At 67.1% G+C, this 21,209-nt stretch carries 17 protein-coding genes, 1 tRNA gene and 1 pseudogene; 13 read left to right on the top strand and 6 right to left on the bottom strand.

The genetic code is table 11. The features are described from left to right. Window positions 1-1,396: alpha/beta hydrolase family protein (locus BDIM_RS18450; RefSeq protein ID WP_040345782.1), on the top strand; the 1,396-nt coding region annotated here is incomplete at its 5' end. Here the strand turns inward: BDIM_RS18450 and BDIM_RS10855 are convergent. Continuing rightward, window positions 1,397-2,287 carry a LysR family transcriptional regulator gene (locus tag BDIM_RS10855; protein WP_003165644.1) on the bottom strand — a complete coding sequence of 297 codons (891 nt, stop codon included), beginning with the start codon at window positions 2,285-2,287 and terminating at the stop codon, window positions 1,397-1,399. A gap of 101 nt (window positions 2,288-2,388) precedes the next feature. Between BDIM_RS10855 and BDIM_RS10850 the strand changes: the two genes are divergently transcribed. Continuing rightward, complete coding sequence (locus tag BDIM_RS10850; protein WP_050796795.1) at window positions 2,389-4,566, top strand: malate synthase G; 2,178 nt, start codon at window positions 2,389-2,391, stop codon at window positions 4,564-4,566. A gap of 101 nt (window positions 4,567-4,667) precedes the next feature. Here BDIM_RS10850 and BDIM_RS10845 read toward each other — a convergent pair whose 3' ends face one another. Continuing rightward, window positions 4,668-6,011 (bottom strand): MFS transporter, encoded by a 1,344-nt coding sequence (locus BDIM_RS10845; RefSeq protein ID WP_003165642.1) that lies wholly within the window; start codon window positions 6,009-6,011, stop codon window positions 4,668-4,670. A 187-nt stretch (window positions 6,012-6,198) separates the two neighbouring features. Between BDIM_RS10845 and cyoA the strand changes: the two genes are divergently transcribed. Genes cyoA through BDIM_RS10810 form a run of 7 tightly spaced genes read left to right on the top strand, consistent with a single transcriptional unit; the run spans window position 6,199 to window position 13,172 of the window. Continuing rightward, on the top strand, window positions 6,199-7,413 hold the full coding sequence (gene cyoA, locus BDIM_RS10840) for a ubiquinol oxidase subunit II (protein ID WP_003165641.1): 1,215 nt from the start codon (window positions 6,199-6,201) through the stop codon (window positions 7,411-7,413). A gap of 14 nt (window positions 7,414-7,427) precedes the next feature. Then, window positions 7,428-9,440, top strand: coding sequence for a cytochrome o ubiquinol oxidase subunit I (gene cyoB, locus BDIM_RS10835; RefSeq protein WP_003165640.1), 2,013 nt, complete (start codon window positions 7,428-7,430; stop codon window positions 9,438-9,440). A 4-nt stretch (window positions 9,441-9,444) separates the two neighbouring features. After that, entirely contained in the window at window positions 9,445-10,089 is a 645-nt protein-coding gene (cyoC, locus tag BDIM_RS10830; RefSeq protein WP_040345780.1) for a cytochrome o ubiquinol oxidase subunit III, read from the top strand. Continuing rightward, a complete protein-coding gene (cyoD, locus tag BDIM_RS10825) occupies window positions 10,086-10,472 on the top strand; it encodes a cytochrome o ubiquinol oxidase subunit IV (RefSeq protein WP_003165637.1) in 387 nt (128 codons plus the stop codon). Before cyoC ends, cyoD begins: the two co-directional genes overlap by 4 nt. 26 nt (window positions 10,473-10,498) lie before the next feature. Continuing rightward, window positions 10,499-11,266 (top strand): SURF1 family protein, encoded by a 768-nt coding sequence (locus tag BDIM_RS10820; RefSeq protein ID WP_003165636.1) that lies wholly within the window; start codon window positions 10,499-10,501, stop codon window positions 11,264-11,266. Continuing rightward, complete coding sequence (locus tag BDIM_RS10815) at window positions 11,266-12,612, top strand: ATP-binding protein (protein WP_003165635.1); 1,347 nt, start codon at window positions 11,266-11,268, stop codon at window positions 12,610-12,612. The genes BDIM_RS10820 and BDIM_RS10815 overlap by 1 nt, the downstream gene beginning before the upstream one ends. 23 nt (window positions 12,613-12,635) lie before the next feature. After that, window positions 12,636-13,172 carry a response regulator transcription factor gene (locus BDIM_RS10810; RefSeq protein WP_003165634.1) on the top strand — a complete coding sequence of 179 codons (537 nt, stop codon included), beginning with the start codon at window positions 12,636-12,638 and terminating at the stop codon, window positions 13,170-13,172. Between the two features lie 162 nt (window positions 13,173-13,334). Here the strand turns inward: BDIM_RS10810 and BDIM_RS10805 are convergent, their stop codons facing one another. After that, on the bottom strand, window positions 13,335-14,549 hold the full coding sequence (locus BDIM_RS10805; protein ID WP_003165633.1) for a CaiB/BaiF CoA transferase family protein: 1,215 nt from the start codon (window positions 14,547-14,549) through the stop codon (window positions 13,335-13,337). 85 nt (window positions 14,550-14,634) lie between these two features. After that, window positions 14,635-14,710: transfer RNA gene (locus BDIM_RS10800), tRNA-Lys, on the bottom strand. A 196-nt stretch (window positions 14,711-14,906) separates the two neighbouring features. Here BDIM_RS10800 and BDIM_RS10795 point away from each other — a divergent pair. Together BDIM_RS10795 and BDIM_RS10790 are read left to right on the top strand one after the other, a co-directional pair. Next, window positions 14,907-16,322, top strand: a complete 1,416-nt coding sequence (locus tag BDIM_RS10795) for an amino acid permease (RefSeq protein WP_003165632.1) — start codon at window positions 14,907-14,909, stop codon at window positions 16,320-16,322. Continuing rightward, complete coding sequence (locus BDIM_RS10790; RefSeq protein WP_003165631.1) at window positions 16,322-16,675, top strand: Hpt domain-containing protein; 354 nt, start codon at window positions 16,322-16,324, stop codon at window positions 16,673-16,675. The genes BDIM_RS10795 and BDIM_RS10790 overlap by 1 nt, the downstream gene beginning before the upstream one ends. 37 nt (window positions 16,676-16,712) lie before the next feature. Here the strand turns inward: BDIM_RS10790 and BDIM_RS10785 are convergent, their stop codons facing one another. Both BDIM_RS10785 and BDIM_RS10780 read right to left on the bottom strand, forming a co-directional pair. Beyond that, window positions 16,713-17,045 carry a chorismate mutase gene (locus BDIM_RS10785; protein WP_003165630.1) on the bottom strand — a complete coding sequence of 111 codons (333 nt, stop codon included), beginning with the start codon at window positions 17,043-17,045 and terminating at the stop codon, window positions 16,713-16,715. 4 nt (window positions 17,046-17,049) lie between these two features. Further along, on the bottom strand, window positions 17,050-17,865 hold the full coding sequence (locus BDIM_RS10780) for a ferredoxin--NADP reductase (protein WP_003165629.1): 816 nt from the start codon (window positions 17,863-17,865) through the stop codon (window positions 17,050-17,052). A 322-nt stretch (window positions 17,866-18,187) separates the two neighbouring features. On the opposite strand from BDIM_RS10780, the pseudogene BDIM_RS10775 reads away from it, so the two are divergent. Then, window positions 18,188-20,469: pseudogene (locus BDIM_RS10775) on the top strand (S9 family peptidase). A gap of 51 nt (window positions 20,470-20,520) precedes the next feature. After that, window positions 20,521-20,934 (top strand): low affinity iron permease family protein, encoded by a 414-nt coding sequence (locus BDIM_RS10770; RefSeq protein ID WP_003165627.1) that lies wholly within the window; start codon window positions 20,521-20,523, stop codon window positions 20,932-20,934. Window positions 20,935-21,209 lie beyond the last annotated feature (275 nt).

The following is a 21,209-nucleotide window of genomic DNA, read 5'->3' as shown; positions in this document are numbered from 1 at the left end:
GCGCAACGCCGCCGAGGTGCGCGACCGCGTCTTCATGCTGCGCGCGCCCTTCAACGACCGGGTGCAGACCCTGGCCGACCTGAAGGAACGCTACGCCGGGACGACCTGGGGCCGGAACGACGCCGCCATCGTCAACAGCCGCTGGTTCAACACCCGGCATGAGACGCGCACCCTGGTCGATCCGTCGAACCCCGGCGCGGGCCGCGTCCTGGTCGATCGCAACTATCAGGATCGCTACAACGACCCGGGCTCGGTCGTGACCGAGCCGAACGCGCGCGGCCGTTCGGTCATGCGCTTCAACGCCGACGGCTCAAAGGTCTTCGTCGAGGGCGACGGGGCGACGCGCGAGGGCGCTTATCCCTTCCTCGACCTGATGGACCTGAATACGGGCGAGACGGAGCGCGTCTGGCGCTCGGCCCAGGGCGAGTATGAAAGCGTCGTGGGCGTGCTGGACGAGGCGGGCCGCAAGCTGGTCACCTATCGCGAAAGCCGCACCGATCCGGCCAACCTGCGCGTGCGTGATCTGGACGGCGGCGTCATCCAACTGACGAACTTCCCCGATCCGGCGCCGCAACTGGCCGGGGCCACGCGCCAGCTGATCACCTACACCCGCGACGACGGGGTGGAGCTGTCGGGGACGCTGTATCTGCCCGCCGGTTACGACAAGGATCGCGACGGCCCGCTGCCGCTGCTGATGTGGGCCTATCCGGCCGAGTTCACCGACGCCGCCGTGGCCGGTCAGGTCGTGGACACCGACAACCGCTTCGTGCGGCCGTCGGGATCGAGCCACCTGTTCCTGCTGACCCAGGGCTACGCCATCCTGGACAACCCGACGATGCCGATCATCGGCCGCGACGGGGCCGAGCCGAACGACACCTACATCGAGCAGCTGTCGGCCAGCGCCAAGGCGGCGGTCGACGCCGTGGTGGCTCTGGGCGTGGCGGAACGGGAGCGGATCGCCGTCGGCGGCCACAGCTACGGCGCCTTCATGACGGCGAACCTCTTGGCGCACACCGACCTGTTCAAGACGGGCATCGCGCGCTCAGGCGCCTATAACCGCACCCTGACGCCGTTCGGCTTCCAGGCCGAGCAGCGGTCATACTGGGAGGCGACCGAGACCTATAACGCCATGTCGCCCTTCACCTACGCCAACAAGGTGAATGAGCCGATCCTGCTGATTCACGGCGAGGCGGACGCTAACTCCGGCACCTTCCCGATCCAGACGGAACGCTTCTACGCCGCGCTGAAGGGCAATGGCGCAACGGCGCGCTATGTCGTCCTGCCCAAGGAGGACCACGGCTATCGCGCGCGGGAATCGGTCGGCCACACCCTGTATGAGATGTCGTCCTGGCTGGATCGCTGGATGAAGCCGACGACGGCGGCTTCTCAGGAGTAGTCAGCGATCCCACTCCGGCGTCTCGCCATAGAGGCCGGACAGGAAGTCGATGAAGGCGCGGACGCGGGTTTCGGCCCGCGCCCGGCCTGCCGTCAGGGCGAAGATCGCCACGTCCGACGATCCGGCATACTGCGGCAGCACCACCTTCAGCCGCCCGTCGCGCAGTTCGTCGCCGACGTCCCAGGTCGAGCGCAGGGCCACGCCGGCGCCCGCCAGCGCCAGTTCGCGCGCCACTTCGCTTGAGTTGGTCCGCACCCGGCTGCGGGCGCGAAAGACGACGGGGCCTTCGGGGCCTTCCAGCCGCCAGGTCGACTGGTTCTCGGCCGCCAGTTGGGCGTGGCGGCGCAGGTCGTCCAGACTGTCCGGCGCGCCGTGCTCGGCCAGATAGGCGGGCGAGGCGCACAGCACCCGCCGGTTCGGCGCCAGCCGGTGCATCAGCGGATTTTCCGCCTCATAGCCGCCGATCCGCACCGCCACATCTACGTCCTCGGCCATCAGGTCGACGAAGGCGTCGCTCAGGTTCAGCTCCAGCGTCAGGCGGGGCTGGGCCGCCAGAAACGGCTGGAGCAGGGGCGCCAGCCGTCGCCGTCCGAACGAGGTCGGCGCCGAGACGCGCAACAGGCCGCGCGCCTGGGTCGTACGGCGCGACACCACAGCCTCCAGATCCTCGACCCCTTCCAGCAGCTGCGCCGCGCGGTCATAGACCAGCCGTCCGGCCTCGGTCGGGGCCAGACGGCGCGAGGTGCGCTCGATCAGCCTCACCCCCAGCCGGTCCTCAAGCCGGGCCAGCCGACGCGAAGCCACGGCGGGCGACAGGTCCAGCCGACGCGCGGCGGCGGACAGGCTGCCTTCCTCCAGCGCACGGACGAAGATTTCATACTCGGCCAGCATGGCGGGCTCTCATCATTGCAGATTATGCAAAGATAGGCGTCTTTCTTCGCCGTGGATAGCGAGGCAGGACGCGACTAGTGTGGGCGATGAAGGAGACCGCCATGTTCGACGCCCCCAAGACCCCCGCCGACGCCTATGTCCGCCACGGCAGCCTGAAGGTCGCCGCCGAACTGGACGCCTTCGTGCGCGATCGGGCGACGCCGGATACGGGCGTGAGCGCCGCAGACTTCTGGGCCGGCGTCGAGGGGCTGCTGGCCCGCTTCGGCCGTCGCAACCGCGATCTTCTGGAACGCCGCGATGAACTGCAGGGCAAGCTGGACGATTGGCACCGCGCCTATCCGGGCCAGCCGGATCAGGACGCCTATCAGGCCTATCTGCGCGAGGTCGGCTACATCGAGCCTGAACGCGACGGCGTGCGGGCCGAGACAGCGAACGTCGACACCGAGATCGCGACCCTGGCTGGGCCGCAACTGGTCGTGCCCCTGACCAACGCCCGCTACCTGCTGAACGCCGCCAATGCGCGCTGGGGCAGCCTGTATGACGCCCTCTACGGCACCGATGCGTTGGGCGAGGCGCCGAAGGCGGGCGGCTATGACGTCGAACGCGGCGCCCGCGTCATCGCCCGCGCCCGCGCCGTTCTGGATCAGGCGGCGCCGCTGGCGACCGGATCGCACGCTCAGGCCGCGGCCTATCGGGTCGAGCATGGCCGCCTGATCGTGACGCTGGACAGCGGGCTTGAGACCGGGCTGGCGGGCGCGGACGTGTTCGCGGGTTATTCGGGCCAGGCCGATGCGCCGTCGGGCGTTCTGCTGCGCCACAACGGCCTGCATCTGGAGATCGTCATCGACCGCGCACACCGCATCGGTAAGGACGATCCGGCGGGCGTCGCCGATGTGCTGGTCGAGGCGGCCCTGTCGGCCATCGCCGACGCCGAGGACAGCGTCGCCGCCGTCGACGCGGCGGACAAGCGGCTGGTCTACGCCAACTGGCTGGGCCTGATGCGCGGCGATCTTCAGGCCGATTTCCAGAAAGACGGCCGCACGGTCGAGCGGCGGCTGAACTTGGACCGCGTCTATACGGCGCCCGATGGATCGCGGCTGGCGCTGAAGGGGCGCAGCCTGATGCTGGTGCGCAACGTCGGCCTGCACCTGACGACTGACGCCGTGCTGGACGCCCACGGGCGCGAGACGCCCGAGCATCTGCTGGACATCGCCATGACGGGCCTGATCGGCCTGCACGACCTGCGCCGTCCGGCCGAGGCGCGCAACAGTCCGGCGGGCTCGGTCTATGTGGTGCGGCCCAAGATGCACGGGTCGGACGAGACAGCCTTCGCCGACGAACTGTTCGGCGCGGTCGAGACCATGCTGGGCCTGCCCGCCCTGACGCTGAAGATGGGCATCATGGATGAGGAGCGCCGCACCAGCGTCAACCTGATGAACTGCATCGCGGCGGCGAAGGGCCGGGTGGTCTTCATCAACACCGGCTTCCTGGATCGCACCGGCGACGAGATCCACACGGTGATGGAAGGCGGTCCCGTCGTGCGCAAGGAGGCGGTGCGCGAGACCGGCTGGATCAAGGCCTATGAGGACCGCAATGTCGACATCGGCCTGAAGGCGGGCCTGTCGGGCCGGGCCCAGATCGGCAAGGGGATGTGGGCCGCGCCGGACCGCATGGGCGACATGCTGGCGGCCAAGGCGGGCCATCCGCGCGCGGGCGCCTCGACGGCCTGGGTTCCGTCGCCGACGGCGGCGACGCTGCACGCCCTGCATTATCACGAGGTCGACGTCTGGGCGCGTCAGGCCGAGATCGCCACGCGCGCGCCGACCGGCCCGACGCCCCTGCTGACCCCGCCGTTCGCCACCGGAACGCCCAGCGCCGACGAGATCCGGCAGGAGCTGGACAACAATGCGCAGGGCATCCTCGGCTATGTCGTGCGCTGGGTGGATCAGGGCGTCGGCTGCTCCAAGGTGCCGGACATTCACGACGTGGGCCTGATGGAGGACCGGGCGACGCTGCGGATCTCCAGCCAGCACCTGGCCAACTGGCTGCGCCACGGGGTCACGACCGAGGATGAGGTCATGGAGGCGCTGAAGCGCATGGCCGTGGTGGTGGATCGTCAGAACGCGGGCGATCCGGCCTATCGTCCTCTAGCTCCCGCCTATGACGGCCCGGCGTGGCGGGCGGCCTGCGATCTGGTGTTCAAGGGCAGGGAACAGCCGAACGGCTATACTGAACACCTGCTGACGCACTGGCGTCGCAAGGCCAAGGTGCAGGGCTGAGGCGTCTCAACCTGAAGCCCTCCCCCTCGATGGGGGAAGGGGAATTGAAAAGGGCGCGACCAGCTGGCCGCGCCCTTTCGGTAGAGGTTGTACAAGAATCCCTACGCCTTGGCGCCCGCGCGGCCCTTGGCCAGTTCGCGGTTCAGCCATAGGGCCAGCAGGGTGCAGATGGCGCCCGACAGCAGATAGGCGCCGCCCGCCACCAGGCCGAACTTGCCCGACAGCGCCAGGGCCGCCAGCGGGGCGAAGCCCGCGCCGAACAGCCAGGCCAGATCCGAGGTCAGGGCCGAGGCCGTGTAGCGGTTGGTCAGGCTGAAGCTGGAAGCGATCGAACCCGAGGCCTGGCCGAACGACAGGCCCAGCAGGATGAAGCCCAGGATCATATAGGTCAGCTCGCCCGCCGGGCCGCCGTCCAGAAGCTGGGGCGCGAAGCCCGAGAAGGCGGCGATGCCCGCCGCCGTGACGGCCAGCAGGGCGCGTCGGCCGTAGCGGTCGGCCAGCCAACCCGACGCCATGATGGCGATCAGACCGAAGACGGCGCCGATCAGTTCGATCATCAGGAAGCGGCTGGGCGCCTCGTCCGTGTAGAGGAAGACCCACGATAGCGGGAACACCGTCACCATGTGGAACATGGCGAAGCTGGCCAGGGGGGCGAAGGCGCCGATGACGATGCTTCCGCCTTCTTCGCGTACGGCCTTGGTCACGGGCGTGGGATGCAGCTCCAGCGTCTTGAAGGCGGCCTGGAAGGTGGGCGTCACCACGATGCGCAGGCGCGCGAACAGGGCCACCACGTTGATGGCGAAGGCCACGAAGAAGGGATAGCGCCAGCCCCAGTCCATGAAGTCGGCGGCCGACAGCTTGCTGAGGAAATAGGCGAACAGGGCGCTGGCCACGATCAGGCCGAAGGGCGCGCCCAGTTGCGGCACCATGGCGTACCAGCCGCGGCGCTTCTCGGGCGCGGCGACGGCCAGAAGCGAGGCCATGCCGTCCCAGGCGCCGCCCAGGGCTACGCCCTGACCGATCCGCAGCGCGATCAGCATGGCGGCCGACCAGTGACCGACCTGCGCGTGTCCCGGCAAGAAGCCCAGGCAGACCGTCGACAGCCCCAGCAGAAACAGGGCGATGGTCAGCTTGGTCCCGCGCCCGAAGCGTCGGTCGACGGCGATGAACAGGGCGGTGCCGAACGGCCGGGCGATGAAGGCCACGGCGAAGACGGCGAAGGACAACAGCGTCCCGCCCAGCGGTCCCGCATAGGGGAAGACCAGTTGCGGAAACACCACGACCGAGGCGATGGCGTAGACGAAGAAGTCGAAGAATTCCGACGTCCGGCCGATGATGACGCCGATGGCGATTTCGCCCGCGTCGATTTTGCCGTCTCGCGCGTTGATCCGGCTGGCGTCCCGCTCGAGGGGCTCTGAAGAAGGCGCGCCGCTGGCTGCGTTCATGACCGATGAGGCTCCAGGAACCGGGGCGCACACGCGCCCGCGACAATAGAATGTTGAAACAGCCCCTTTGCTCCCGATGGTCGGAACAGGGGATAGGGCAGATTGTCCAATGTCGCCTGTTCGGGGGCGGGGTTACGGGGCCTGCAAGATGACCGTGCCCTTGCCTCGAACCTCGACTGGAGCCGCCGTGCGCCGACTGCGCCCCCTGTTGCTGTTGCCTCTTCTGGCCCTGCTGCCCGGCTGCGAGGCCGTGGTCCTTGCGCCCGCCGGCGATATCGCCGCCCAGCAGCGCGACCTGCTGGTCATGTCCGTGGTGCTGATGTTGATCATCATCATTCCGGTGATGATCCTGACCGTCTTCTTCGCCTGGAAGTATCGGGAATCGAACAAGGAAGCCCGGTATGAGCCGGATTGGGATCACTCGACCCATCTGGAGCTGGTGATCTGGGCCGCGCCGCTGTTGATCATCATCTGCCTGGGCGCCATCACCTGGGCCGGGACGCACCTTCTGGACCCCTATCGCCCGCTGGACCGCATCACCGAGGGGCAGGCCGTGGCCGAGGATCACCGCCCGCTGCAGGTCGAGGTGGTGGCCATGGACTGGAAGTGGCTGTTCATCTACCCCGAATACGGCATCGCCACGGTGAACGAACTGGCCGCGCCGGTTGATCGGCCGATCCGCTTCCACATCACCTCGACCGGGGTGATGAACTCCTTCTACATCCCCGCCCTGGCCGGTCAGATCTACGCCATGCCGGGCATGGAGACGAAGCTGCACGCCGTCATCAACCGCCCGGGCGAATACGTCGGCTTCTCGGCCAACTATTCCGGCGACGGCTTCTCGAACATGCGCTTCGCCTTCCACGGTCTGGATCAGGCCGGCTTCGACCAGTGGGTCGCGGGCGTGCGCGCCGCCGGTCAGGGGCTGGATCGCGACACCTATCTGGAGCTTGAGAAGCCCAGCGAGAAGGTGCCGGTCATCCACTACGCCTCGGTCGACGACCGCCTGTTCGACGCCGTGGTCAACATGTGCGTCGAGCCGGGCAAGATGTGCATGGGCGAGATGATGGACATCGACCGCAAGGGCGGTCTGGGCCTGGCGGCGGTCAAGAACACCCTGCCGCTGGTCTATGACAAATACGCCCGCCGCGGCGACGCCGTCTTCGGCGCGGGCGAGTCCTATGTGATGACGCTGTGCACCCCGCTGGAGGCCGAGGCCGCCGCCGTCGAGGCCGCCCGCCGCCGTCAGGCCTTCGGCGAGGACGTCGCCCGCGACACCCCGCTGAACCGGGTCATGGGGCAGGGGCTTGAACGCCCCGGCCGGTCCGAACCGAACGAGCGTTTCGCCTCCCTCTTCTCCGCGCCTTCCACGGCGTCCGCGCCCGCCGCGTCGCAATCCTGAGCGCCTGAACGATCATGACTGTCGAACACACCACATCGCCGCTTCTGGGCCGGTTGAACTGGGACTCGCTTCCGTTCCACGAGCCCATCCTGGTCGCCACCTTCGCCGTCGTCGTCATCGGCGGTCTGGGGATGCTGGCCCTGATCACCCGCTACAGGCTGTGGGGCTATCTCTGGAAGGAGTGGTTCACCACCGTGGACCACAAGAAGATCGGGATCATGTACATGATCCTGGGCCTGGTCATGTTCCTGCGCGGTTTCGCCGACGCCATCATGATGCGGATCCAGCAGGCCATGGCCTTCGGCGGGTCCGAGGGCTATCTGAACGCCCACCACTATGACCAGATCTTCACCGCCCACGGCGTGATCATGATCTTCTTCGTGGCCATGCCCATGATCACCGGCCTGATGAACTATCTGGTGCCGTTGCAGATCGGGGCGCGGGACGTCTCCTTCCCCTTCCTGAACAACTTCAGCTTCTGGATGACGACGATGGGGGCTGTGCTGGTCATGGCCTCGCTGTTCATCGGCGAGTTCGCGCGCACCGGCTGGCTGGCCTATCCGCCGCTGTCGGGCATCGGCTACAGCCCCGGCGTCGGGGTCGACTATTACATCTGGGCGCTGCAGGTGGCGGGGGTAGGGACCACCCTGTCCGGCATCAACCTGATCGCCACCATCGTGAAGATGCGCGCGCCGGGCATGGGCCTGATGAAGATGCCCGTCTTCACCTGGACGTCGCTGTGCGCCAACGTCCTGATCGTGGCGTCCTTCCCGATCCTGACGGCGACGCTGGTCCTGCTGTCGGCGGACCGTTACATCGGCACCAACTTCTTCACGAACGACTTCGGCGGCAACCCGATGATGTACGTGAACCTGATCTGGATCTGGGGCCACCCCGAGGTCTACATCCTGATCCTGCCGCTGTTCGGCGTCTTCTCCGAAGTCACCTCGACCTTCTCGGGCAAGAAGCTCTTCGGTTACACCTCGATGGTCTATGCGACGGTGGTCATCACCATCCTGTCCTACCTGGTGTGGCTGCACCACTTCTTCACCATGGGCTCGGGCGCGTCCGTGAACTCCTTCTTCGGGATCACGACGATGATCATCTCGATCCCGACAGGGGCCAAGCTGTTCAACTGGCTGTTCACCATGTACCGCGGCCGCATCCGCTTCGAGCTGCCGATGATGTGGACGGTCGCCTTCATGCTGACCTTCGTGATCGGCGGGATGACGGGCGTCATGCTGGCGGTGCCGCCGGCGGACTTCGTACTGCACAACTCCCTGTTCCTGATCGCCCACTTCCACAACGTCATCATCGGCGGGGTGCTGTTCGGCCTGTTCGCCGCCATCAACTACTGGTGGCCCAAGGCCTTCGGCTTCAAGCTGGAGAAGAAGTGGGGGCTGGTCAGCTTCTGGTGCTGGGTGGTCGGCTTCTGGATGGCCTTCATGCCGCTGTACGTCCTGGGCTTCATGGGCGTGACGCGGCGGATGCGGGTCTTTGACGACCCGGCCTATCAGATCTGGTTCATCATCGCCGCCGTTGGCGTGGCGATCATCGCCGTCGGCATCCTGGCCATGCTGATCCAGTTCGCCGTCAGCATCATCAACCGCGACAAGCTGCGCGACGAGACGGGCGACCCCTGGCACGGCCGCACCCTGGAGTGGGCCACCTCGTCGCCGCCGCCGGACTACAACTTCGCCAAGACGCCGATCATCCACGACGGCGACGCCTGGTGGGACATGAAGGCGCGCGGCTATGAGCGCCCGACGGGCGGCTTCAAGCCGATCCACATGCCGTCCAACACCGGAGCGGGGTTCATCCTGTCGGCGCTGTCGCTGATCGTGGGCTTCGCCCTGATCTGGTACATCTGGTGGCTGGCGGCCGCGAGCTTTGCGGCGCTGATCGCCTACGCCATCTTCCACACCTTCAACTACAAGCGCGACTACTACATCCCGGCCGAGACGGTTCAGGCGACCGAGGACGCGCGCACCAAGGCCCTGGCGGCCGCAGCAGCGACGCAAGGGTGATCCGATGAGCCACGCACCTTCCCTCAACCCCGACTATGTCGACGACGCCGGGCGGCCGATCTTCCACCCGGTAGAGGAACCGCATCACCCGGAAGGCCACAGCACCATGCTGGGCTTCTGGATGTATCTGATGAGCGACTGCCTCATCTTTGCGATCCTGTTCGCCGTCTACGCCGTGCTGGGCGGCAACTATGCGGCCGGCCCGGCGCCTAAGGATCTGTTCGACCTGCCGCTGGTGGCGGTGAACACGTCGATGCTGCTGTTCTCGTCGATCACCTACGGTTTCGCCATGCTGGCGATGTACCGCAACAAGGTGGCGCAGACGCAGGTCTGGCTGGCGGTCACAGGCCTGTTCGGCCTGTGCTTCCTGGGGATCGAGCTCTATGAGTTCGCCCACATGATCCACCTGGGCGCCACGCCCCAGCGCAGCGGCTTCCTGTCGGCCTTCTTCATCCTGGTGGGCACCCACGGCCTGCACGTCACCTTCGGCGTCATCTGGCTGGTCACCCTGATGATCCAGGTAGGTCAGAAGGGCCTGATCCAGGCCAACAAGCGCCGCCTCATGTGCCTGAGCCTGTTCTGGCACTTCCTCGACGTCATCTGGATCGGCGTCTTCACCTTCGTCTATCTGTTCGGGATGCTGCGATGAGCGCTGAAGCCCACAATGAGCACGCCGTGGATCATCATGACGATCACCACGGCGACGACCACGATCACGGCACCTACAAGGGCTATCTGATCGGGTTCGGCCTGTCGGTCGTGCTGACCGCCATTCCGTTCTGGCTGGTCATGGCCGGGGTGCTGGCGCCGCAGCTGACGGGCCTGATCATCACCGCCTTCGCTGTGGTGCAGATCGTGGTCCACATGATCTTCTTCCTGCACATGAACCATAAGTCCGAGGGCGGGTGGAACATGCTGGCGCTGATCTTCACCCTGGTGATCGTGGTGATCGCCGTCGCCGGTTCGGTCTGGGTCATGTATCACCTGAACACCAATATGATGCCCGTCCACGACATGCAGGGGATGGGCTGAGCCCTCTCGCCCGCGGAGACCGCCGTTTGACGCCATCGTCGGCCCCTGATCCGGTTTCCGGTCCGGTTTCACGTCGTCGACTGGTCGCGGGGCTGGCGGCGTTCGCCGTGCTGATCGCGGGCTTTTCGGCGCTGGGCGTCTGGCAGGTCCAGCGCCTGGCGTGGAAGCAGGAGCTGATCCGCCAGGTCGACAGCCGCATCCACGCCGATCCCGTTCCCCCGCCGGGGCCTGCAGGCTTCGACGCCGTGACGCGCGAGGCGGACCAGTACCGCCGCGTCACGACCGACGGCCGGTTCTTGCATGACCGCGAGGTGCGGGTGAAGGCGGTGACGGACCTGGGGCCGGGCTTCTGGGTCGTGACGCCGCTGGAAGACGCGCGGGGCTTCACCGTCCTGATCAACCGGGGCTTCGTTCCGGCCGAGCGCGCCGCGCCCGAAACCCGCGCCGAGGGTCAGGTCGAGGGGCCTGTCTCCGTCACCGGCCTGTTGCGGATCAGCGAGCCCAAGGGCGGCTTTCTGCGCGACAACGATCCGGCGGGCGACCGCTGGTTCTCGCGCGACGTGGCGGCGATCGCCGAGGCCAAGCAGTTGAGCGGCCCGGTCGCCCCCTATTTCATCGACGCGGATGCGACGCCCAATCCGGGCGGCTGGCCGCGCGGCGGGCTGACCGTAGTGCGGTTCGCCAACAGCCATCTGGTCTACGCCCTGACCTGGTTCGGCCTGGCGCTGATGTCGGCGGGCGGGGCGGTGCTGTGGCTGCGCGAAGAACGACGCCATAGGCTGGGAAGACGTTGATGCAGACCCAGACCCTGAGCCGCTTCGCCCGCACCCTGATGGGCATGGACGCCAACGCCGAGACGCCCGTGTCGCCGGGCGCGGCCGGTCGCCGCAACATGCTGCTGCTGATCCAGTTGCGCTGGCTGGCGGTGATCGGACAGGTGGCGACCATCGTCATCGTCCATTGGGGGCTAGGCATCCATCTGCCGCTAGGGCCGCTGCTGCTGGCGCCGACGGCCCTGGCGGTGATGAACCTGGTCAGCGCGCCGGTGACGCTGCGGCGCAAGGTCGTGACCGACCCGGAGATCCTGCTGGCCCTATGCGTCGACGTAGCGGCGTTGAGCTGGCTGCTCTACTTCAGCGGCGGGGCGACCAATCCGTTTGCGGCCCTGTACTTGATGCAGGTGGTGCTGGCGGCGGTGCTGCTGCGCCCGGCCTACGCCTGGGGCTTCGTGCTGGCGACCGGGGCCTGCCTGGCCTTCCTGGCGATCTGGCGGCAGCCGTTGGACCTGCCCGCCGGGGCCGATGCGCGACTGGGCCTGATCCAGCAGGGCGCCCTGATCAACTTCATCCTGATCGCCGTGCTGCTGGTCGCCTTCGTCACCCGCACCAGCCAGAACGTGCGCGCCCGCGACGCCTATCTGGCCGAGGCCCGGCAGCAGGCGGCGGAACAGGACCACATCGTGCGCATGGGGCTGCTCGCGTCAGGCGCGGCGCATGAACTGGGCACGCCCCTGGCCTCGCTCTCCGTCATTCTCAGCGACTGGCGGCGGATGCCCGCGCTGAACCGCGACGAGGATATGGTGCAAGACATCGAGCAGATGCAGGCCGAGGTCGAGCGATGCAAATCCATCGTCACCAACATCCTGATGTCGGCGGGCGAGGCGCGGGGCGAGGCGCCGACCGTCACCACCTTGAAGGCCTTCCTGCAGGAGATCATCGCCGAATGGTCCGACAAGTCGGGCGAGGCCATGCGCGTGACCCTGGACGGCCCGGCGCCCGGCAATCCGTCCATCATCGTAGACCCCGCCTTGAAGCAGGTGTTCAGCGCCCTTCTGGACAACGCTCATGAAGCCGGAGCGCGGAACCTGGAGGTGCGGGCCGCCGCCGACGCGGGCGGGTTGTTCATCGCCTTCGAGGACGATGGGCCGGGCTTTTCTTCAGCTATTCTGGAAAAGCTAGGCCAGCCCTATCAGTCGACCAAGGCGCGGGCGGGGTCCGGCCTGGGGCTGTTCCTGCTGGTGAATGTGATGCGCAAGCTGGGCGGGACGGTCGTGGCTGTGAATCGGCCCAAAGGGCAGGGCGGCGCTGCCGGCGCCATGGTGCGTCTGACCTTGCCGATCGACGCCCTGGCGCCGAAATGAGGAGCCTGGAAAGAGGGACTGAGATGAACGACGAACCCCGCCAGCTTCTGATCGTCGAGGACGACGAGTCCTTTTCGCGCACCCTGCGTCGGTCGTTCGAGCGGCGCGGCTATCAGGTCGTCTCGGCTCACAGCCACGACCAGATGGTCGAACTGCTGAAGACGCACCATCCCGATTACGCCGTGGTGGACCTGAAGCTGGGAACGGCGTCAGGCCTGACCTGCGTGCAGACGCTGCACGCCTTTGATCCCGACTTGGTGATCGTGGTGCTGACCGGCTTCGCCAGCATCGCCACGGCGGTCGAGGCGATCAAGCTGGGCGCGCGGCACTACCTCGCCAAGCCCGCCGGCACCGACGCCATCGAAGCCGCCTTCGGCCGCGAGGCGGGCGATCCCGATGCGCCCCTGACGGCGCGCTCGACCTCGATCAAGACGCTGGAGTGGGAGCGCATCCACGAAGTCCTGGCCGAGACCGACTTCAACATCTCCGAAACCGCGCGTCGCCTGGGAATGCACCGCCGCACCCTGGCGCGGAAGCTGGAGAAGCGGCAGGTCAGCTGAGCCAAACACCGCGCTCATCCCTGCCTCGCCGTCATTCTCGGGCTTGACCCGAGAATCCAGCCCCTCAACGTTTGAACAGGCATGGGTCGATGCGGTCGCCGCCGTGCTTGCTGGATCCTCGGGTCAAGCCCGAGAATGACGGCTTGAGAGAGGGGGGAGGCGTCACCTCTCTGTCTTCAACACTCCCAACACCGCTTCCGTATCCTGCCCCAGTTTCGGCGGCGGGGCGTCATAGCGCACCGGCGTCTTCGACAGGCGGATGGGCGAAGCCACAGTGCGGACGGGATCGACCAGGTCGGGCCGCGTCTGCTCGACGGTCAGGCCGCGATGGATGGCCTGGGGCTCTTCGAACACCTGGTCGATGGTGTTGACCGGGCCGCAGGGCACGCCCGCGGCCTCAAGGGCCTGCATCAGCCCCTGCATGGTGAAGCCTCGCGTCTTCGTGGCGATCAGCGGCCCCAACGCCTCGCGGTTGGCGACGCGCAGGGCGTTGGTGGCGAAGCGATCCTCGACCTGCAGCTCCAGGGCGCCGCACAGGGCGCGGAACTGGCCGTCGTTGCCCACGGCGATGATCACCATGCCGTCCGAGCAGGGGAAGGGCTGATAGGGGGCCAGATTGGGGTGGGCGTTGCCCATCCGGCTCGGCGCCTTGCCTGACACGAAGTAGTTGGTCGCCTGATTGGCCAGCATGGCCGTCTGAACGTCGAACAGAGCGATGTCGACGTGCTGGCCCTCGCCCGTCGCCCGCGCGTGCCACAAGGCCGCCAGGATGGCGTTGGAGGCGTACAGGCCGGTGAACAGGTCCACCACCGCCACCCCGACCTTCATCGGCTCGGCCCCCGGCGCGCCGTCCGGCTGGCCCGTGATGGACATCAGCCCGCCCATGGCCTGGATCATATAGTCGTAGCCCGCCCGGTGCGCGTCCGGCCCGTCCTGGCCGAAGCCGGTGATGGAGCAATAGACCAGCTTCGGATTGACCGCCGCCAGCGAGGCGTAGTCGAGGCCGTACTTCTTCAGCCCGCCGGTCTTGAAGTTCTCGACCACCACGTCGCAGGTCGCAGCCAGACGACGCACGGCCTCGGCGCCTTCAGGGCTGGCGATGTCCAGCTCGACCGACTTCTTGCCCCGGTTGGCGCACAGGAAATAGGCGGCGTCTCCCGGCTGTCCGTCGGCCGTGGTGGTGAAGGGGGGCCCCCAGTGGCGGGTGTCGTCGCCCGCGCGCGGCCGCTCGATCTTGATCACCTCGGCGCCCAGATCGGCCAGGGTCTGCGTCGCCCAAGGCCCGGCCAGCACCCGCGACAGATCCAGCACGCGCACGCCCGTCAGCGGACCGTGGGGGAAAGGTGAGGCGGCGGGAATCGAGACGGCGTCAGACATGCGCGTCTTCTAGCAGAAACCGCACGCGGGAGGATGGTTTCGCGCCGAAGCGACACCCATCCAACGATGCTGAGAAAAGAGACGATGGTGGGTGATCACAGGTTCGAACTGTGGACCCGCTGATTAAGAGTCAGCTGCTCTACCAACTGAGCTAATCACCCGTACCGTCGTCTGCGCCCTTGGTGTGGCGCCGGTCCTTCGCGGCGGCGTTGATGGCCTCGGCGAAGGGCGCTCCTATTACTCACGACCGGTGTCGGGTGCAAGCGTCAAATGCATCTTTTATCGCGATTGCATCGCGCGCTAAGGTCGCGCCTTGAATCAGCCGCCGGAAAGACGCGGCGAGGGGGAGTAGAGATTATGGCGTTCTGGAACCGTCGGCGCTCGATCGACGCGATGCTGGCCCCGCATTCGGGGCCGGGGCTCAAGAAAACCCTGGGTTGGCCGCACCTTATGGCCCTGGGCGTCGGCGCCATCGTCGGCACCGGCATCCTGACCCTGATCGGGGTCGGGGCGGGACTGGCGGGGCCGGCGGTGCTGATCAGCTTCGCCCTGGCGGGCCTGGTGTGCGCCTGCGCGGCCCTGGCCTACGCCGAGCTGTCGACCATCATGCCCGCCTCGGGCAGCGCCTATACCTATTCGTACGCTGCGCTGGGCGAGATCTTCGCCTGGGTCGTGGGATGGAGCCTGATCCTGGAGTATTCGCTGGTGGTGTCGACGGTGGCCGTCGGCTGGTCCGGCTACGCCGTGCCCTTCCTGGCGGGGCTGGGCGTCGACCTGCCGTTCGCCCTGACCGTGGGGCCGCACGTCGAAGGCGGGCTGATCAACCTGCCGGCCATCTTCATCATCGCCGTGGTGACGGGCCTGCTGCTGCTGGGCACGCGCGAGAGCGCGACGCTGAACGCCATCCTGGTGTTCGTGAAGATCGCCGCCCTGGTGGTGTTCGTGGCCATCGCCATGCCGCACTTCGATACGGCCAACTTCACCCCCTTCATGCCGCACGGCTTCGGGGCGCCCTTCGTGCAGACGGGGGTGATGGCGGCGGCCGCCATCATCTTCTTCGCCTTCTACGGCTTTGACGCCATCGCCACGGCGGCCGAAGAAACCAAGAAGCCCGAGCGTGACCTAGCCATCGGCATCGTCGGCTCGATGGTGGTCTGCACCGTCCTCTATATCGCCGTCGCCGCCGCTGCGATCGGCGCCGCCCCGGTCGCCAGCTTCGCCGACAGCCCGGAGCCGCTGGCCCACATCATGCGCGGCCTGGGTCAGGGCGTCGCCGCCCAGTGGATCGCCGCCGCCGCCGTGATCGCCCTGCCGACCGTGCTGCTGGCCTTCCTGTTCGGTCAGAGCCGCATCTTCCTGGGCATGGCGCGCGACGGCCTGCTGCCCAACCGTTTGGCCAAGATCTCCAAGCGCGGCGTTCCGGCCGTGGTGACGGTGTTCACCGCCATCGTTGTGGCCTTCCTGGCCGGCATCATGCGTCTGGACGAACTGGCGTCGCTGGCCAACGCCGGCACCCTGATGGCCTTCATGGCCGTGGGCGTCAGCCTGATCGTGCTGCGCGTGCGTGAACCGAACCGAGAGCGCAAGTTCAAGGCGCCGCTGTGGTGGCTGGTCGGCGGCATCGCCATCGTCGGCTGCATCGTCTTCTTCTTCAGCCTGAAGAGCTCGACGCAGCTCTACTTCCTGCTGTGGAACCTGTTCGGTCTGGCTCTGTACCTGCTGTGGTCGTCGCGCAACTCGCGCCTGGCCAAGGGCGAGGAGTCCGAGGCCTGATGGCGAGACGCGACCTGTCGGGGGCGGTGGATTTCACCGTCCTCGAAGCCATGACGGCGGGCATGGATGATGTGACGGAGGAGGTGCTGGGCCTGTTCGCCGAACAGGCCCGCATGTGGTCGGCTATGCTGGACGCGTCCAGCGAGGGCTGGCGCGACGCGGTTCACACCATCCGCGGCGCCGGGGCGGGCATCGGGGCCAAGGCCTTGGCCCAGGTCTGCGAAGAGGTGGAGTTCGGCGAACAGGCGGCCGCGCCCGCCGGGCTGGAGCGGGTGAAGACGGCGCTGGACGCGGCCCTGGCCGATGTGGCGGCCTATCGCCATGAACTGGCGTTGAAGAGCCTTAAGGGCTGAGGGCGACTGTCCTTCTCCCCTTGCGGGAGAAGGAAGTTCAGACCCGCGTCTTGTCCCAGGTTCCGAACTCGTGGGCGATGCAGCGGTCGATCAGCAGGCGCCAGACCGGCTCGGCGATGTCGGGCGACAGGCCGGCGGGTTCGGCCGCCTTCAGCACCTTGGCCACCACGTCGTCGATGCGGGCCTGGTCGAAGACGGCGTCGCGGTTCGGCTTGATGCGGGCGGCGGCGTCCATATAGCGCTGGCGCTCGGCCAGCAGGGTCACAAGGGCGCGGTCCAGGGCGTCCACGCCCTGACGCACGTCGGCCATGGTGGCGCAGTCTTCCGGGGCCTTGCGGTCGTCGATGGCGACGGTGCGGGGAGAGGTCATCAGGTCAGCCGACAAAGGCGCGCTCCAGAACATAGTCGCCGGGTTCGGCGTTCGAGCCTTCCTTCAGGCCGTAGGATTCCAGCAGTTCTCCGGTCTCCTTGATCATAGCCATCGAGCCGCACAGCATGACGCGGTCGCTGTTGGGCGAGAAGCCGATGGGCAGTTGCAGGTCGGCGAAGACGTCGCCCGACTTGATGCGGTCGGTGATGCGGCCCGGCGTCTCGAACCGCTCGCGGGTCACGGTGGGGTAATAGGTCAGCTGGGCCTTGGCCTCGTCGCCGATCAGCGGGTCGTCGTGAATCTCGTGGCTGAAGAAGTCGCGGTAGGCCAGGTCGGCGACGTTGCGCACCGTGTGGCAGACGATGACCTGCTTGAAGCGCGAGTAGGTCTCCGGGTCGCGCGCGACCGACAGCCAGGGCGCTAGGCCCGTGCCGGTGCCGATCAGCCACAGACGCTCGCCCCCGGTCAGGGCGTCCAGCACCAGGGTGCCGGTCGGCTTCTTGCCCATCAGGACGCTGTCGCCCGCGACGATCTTCTGTAGGCGCGAGGTCAGGGGGCCGTCCTCGACCTTGATGGAGAAGAACTCCAGCTCCTCGGCCCAGAAGGGCGAGGCGATGGAATAGGCGCGCAGGATGGGCTTGCCGCCGTCTTCGCCCGGCAGGCCGATCATGACGAATTCGCCCGAGCGGAAGCGGAAATCCTCGGGCCGCTTCACGCCGAAGCTGAACAACTGGTCGTTCCAGTGGCGGACCCACAGGACTTCCAACTCATGAAACGGACTGGCCTTGACGGGCGGCGCGGAGAGGGAGGCGTCAGACATGGCGACTACCTAGGCCGTCGCGGGCGGTTGCGAAAGTCTCGCGAGGGTCGCAGCGGCGCATGGAACTCAATTTCGGGCGGACACGTCTGCGATCCCTTACCCTTCTCCCGATGGGAGAAGGTGGCCCGACAGGGCCGGATGAGGGTTCCCGGCATCCGTCGGCGTAAGCCGCCGCGATACGGCTAGACGCCGACTGACAGGTTGAACCCTCACCCTTTCGCCTGTTCCAATCGCTCCGCTCTTGGAGGCTCAAGCCCTCTCCCATCGGGAGAGGGATGAAAGAGGGATGACGACGGAAGATTCCGTCTCTAGCTTCACCGCCATGCGCACTTTTCTTCTTGCTTCGACGATCCTGATGGCTGCGACCTCGGCCTTCGCCCAATCCTCGCCGCAGCCCGCGGCTCCGCCCGCCGCCACGGCGCCCGCGTCCTCGATCCTGACGGTCGAGCGGGTGTTCGCCAATCCGTCCCTGGCCGGGCCGGTGGCCAAGGGCGTCAGCCTGTCGCCCGACGGCGAACTGGTCGCCTTCCTGCGCTCGCGCGAGGATGACGTGGACGTGCTGGACCTGTGGGCCGCGCCGGTGAAGGGGGGCGAGCCGTTCAAGCTGATCGACGCCCGCGCCCTGGTCCCCGATGCGGGCGAACTTTCGGAGGCCGAGAAGGCGCGGCGCGAGCGGATGCGGATTTCCCAGCGTGGCGTGGTCGAATATTCGTGGGACGAGCAGGGCCGCTACATCCTGGCCCCGCTGGAAGGCGACGTCTTCCTGGCCAATCGCGCCGACGGCTCGGTGAGGCGCCTGACCGAGACGGCGGCCGACGAAATCGACGCCAAGGTGTCGCCCAAGGGGGCCTTCGTCAGCTTCGTACGCGATCAGAACCTGGTCCTGGTCAACCTGGAGACGGGCGCCGAACAGGCGATCACCACGGACGGCAAGGATCTGATCACCTGGGCCACGGCCGAGTTCATCGCCCAGGAAGAGCTGGACCGCGACACCGGCTATTGGTGGAGCCCGAACGAACGCTACATCGCCCTGCAACGCACGGACGAGAGCACGGTCGACGTCATTCCGCGCCTGGACATCACGGGCGGCGGGGCCTCGGTCATCTCGCAACGCTATCCACGCGCCGGACGGCCCAACGCCGTGGTCGAGCTGTATGTGCAGGACGTGCAGGGCGGCCAGCGGGTCAAGGTCGACCTGGGCGCCGACAACGACATCTATCTGGGCCGGGTGAACTGGGCGGCGGACGGTTCGGTCGCCTATGTCCAGCGCCTGTCGCGCGACCAGAAGCGGCTGGACCTGCTGAGCGTCGATCCGGCCACGGGCGCCAGCCGGGTGATCGCCAGCCAGACCTCGAACGCCTGGGTCAACGTCACCCATGACTTCAAGGCGCTGAAGGACGGTAACTTCATCTGGTCCAGCGAGGAGAGCGGGTGGCGTCACCTGTATCTCTACAACAAGGACGGCCGCCGCCTGCGGGCGATCACGCGCGGCGACTATCCGGTCAAGGCGCTGGACGGCGTCAATCAGGAGACGGGCGAGGTCTTCTTCACCGCCTCCATGCGCGACGGCAGGGAATATCCGATCGAGCAGCAGCTGTTCCGCGCCAGCTACAAGCGGACGTTGAGCCCCACGGAAGTCACCCCGCGCGGCGGCTGGTGGAGCGCGTCGGTCAACAACACCGGCACGGCCTATGTCGGCAACTACAGCGACGTGAACACCCCGGCGCAGTCGGCGCTCTATTCGATCAACGGCCAGCGCGTGCGCTGGATCGAGGAGAACAGGCTGCAGCCCGGCCACCCCTTCTGGCCCTATGCCGAGCGACAGCAGAAGCCGACCTTCGGAACCCTGCAGAGCCACGGCGAGACGCTGATGTGGCAGATGACGACGCCGCCGGGCTTTGATCCGTCGAAGCAGTATCCGGTGGTGATGCAGGTCTATGGCGGTCCTTCGGGGGCGGGGTGAAGAACGCCTGGCAGCCGGCGACGACGCAACTGCTGACCGAGGCGGGCTACATCGTTTTCCGCCTGGACAACCGGGGCGAAGGCGATCGCTCGGCGGCCTTCAAACAGGCTCTCTATCTGAAGATGGGCCAGCCGGAGATCGCGGATCAGGTCATCGGCGCGGACTATCTGCGCTCGCTGCCCTATGTCGACGACAGCCGGATCGCCATGATGGGCTGGTCCTACGGCGGGTTCATGAGCCTGATGGCGCTGACCGAACCGAAGATGGGGCTGGCCGCCGCCCTGGCGGGCGCGCCGCCGACGGAGTGGAGCCTGTACGACACCGCCTATACCGAGCGGTATATGTCGACGCCGCAGGCGAACGTGGACGGCTACGCCGCCTCGGACGTGGTGAACCGCCTCGATAATCTGACCGGGCGTCTGCTGCTGATGCACGGCATGGCCGACGACAACGTCATCTTCGAGAACACCACGCGGGTTTTGAACGCGCTTCAGGAAAAGAGCATCCCCTTCGAGACCATGCTCTATCCGGGCCAGCGCCACGGCATCCGGGGCAATGATCGTCAGCTGCATCAGTGGCGGACCTATCTGGACTTCCTGGACCGCACCATCGGAACGCGGGCGCCGCAGAAGGCGGACTGAGGCGAACTCTGATCCGGCGGAACCCGGCCCTGCGGCCGTCGTTCCGCCGGAATGGAAAAGCTGTTCAATCATCTGGCGAACGCGACGGCCAAGCTTGCGGGGCGGCCGTGGACCTTCATCGTCTGCCTGGCGGTGGTGCTGATCTGGGCCGTGACGGGACCGGTGTTCAGGTACAGCGAGACCTGGCAACTGGTGATCAACACCGGCACGACCATCGTCACCTTCCTGATGGTCTTCCTGATCCAGAACACCCAGAACCGCGACGCCGCCGCCATGCACGCCAAGATGGATGAGCTGATCTATGCGGTGAAGAAGGCCGACGCGGCCTTCATCGGCATCGAGCATCTGACCGACAAGGAGCTGGCGGCGATCCTGCGGGAGGTCGAGCGGCGCGGGCGCGACATCCACGCCGGGCAGCCCGCGCGGGCGGTCAGGAGCCGTCCGGCGTCACGCGCGGAGGCCTGATCGGCCCCGCCGAAAAAACAGAGTCCAATTCGTCTGAATCGTCTGAAATCCCTCCGCGCCGTCGGTGGAGCGCTCATGATGGCGGACGGACGGGAGGCGGCGGGCTGATCGCGTCCAGCCGCGGTCAATCGCCGTGTTTTGCCGGGATCGGAGCGGCGCGATAGGCGGGCAAGGGCGCTGTTTGGTCCTTCTTCCCTTGTGGGAGAAGGTGGACGGCGAAGCCGGACGGATGAGGGGGCGCCGGTCGGCGACATCCGTTTAGACATCGCGTCAAC

Source organism: Brevundimonas diminuta ATCC 11568 (assembly GCF_000204035.1).
GTDB lineage: Bacteria > Pseudomonadota > Alphaproteobacteria > Caulobacterales > Caulobacteraceae > Brevundimonas > Brevundimonas diminuta.
Note: the sequence above shows the minus strand (reverse complement) of the source record. Positions and strands in the feature narration are given on the sequence as shown.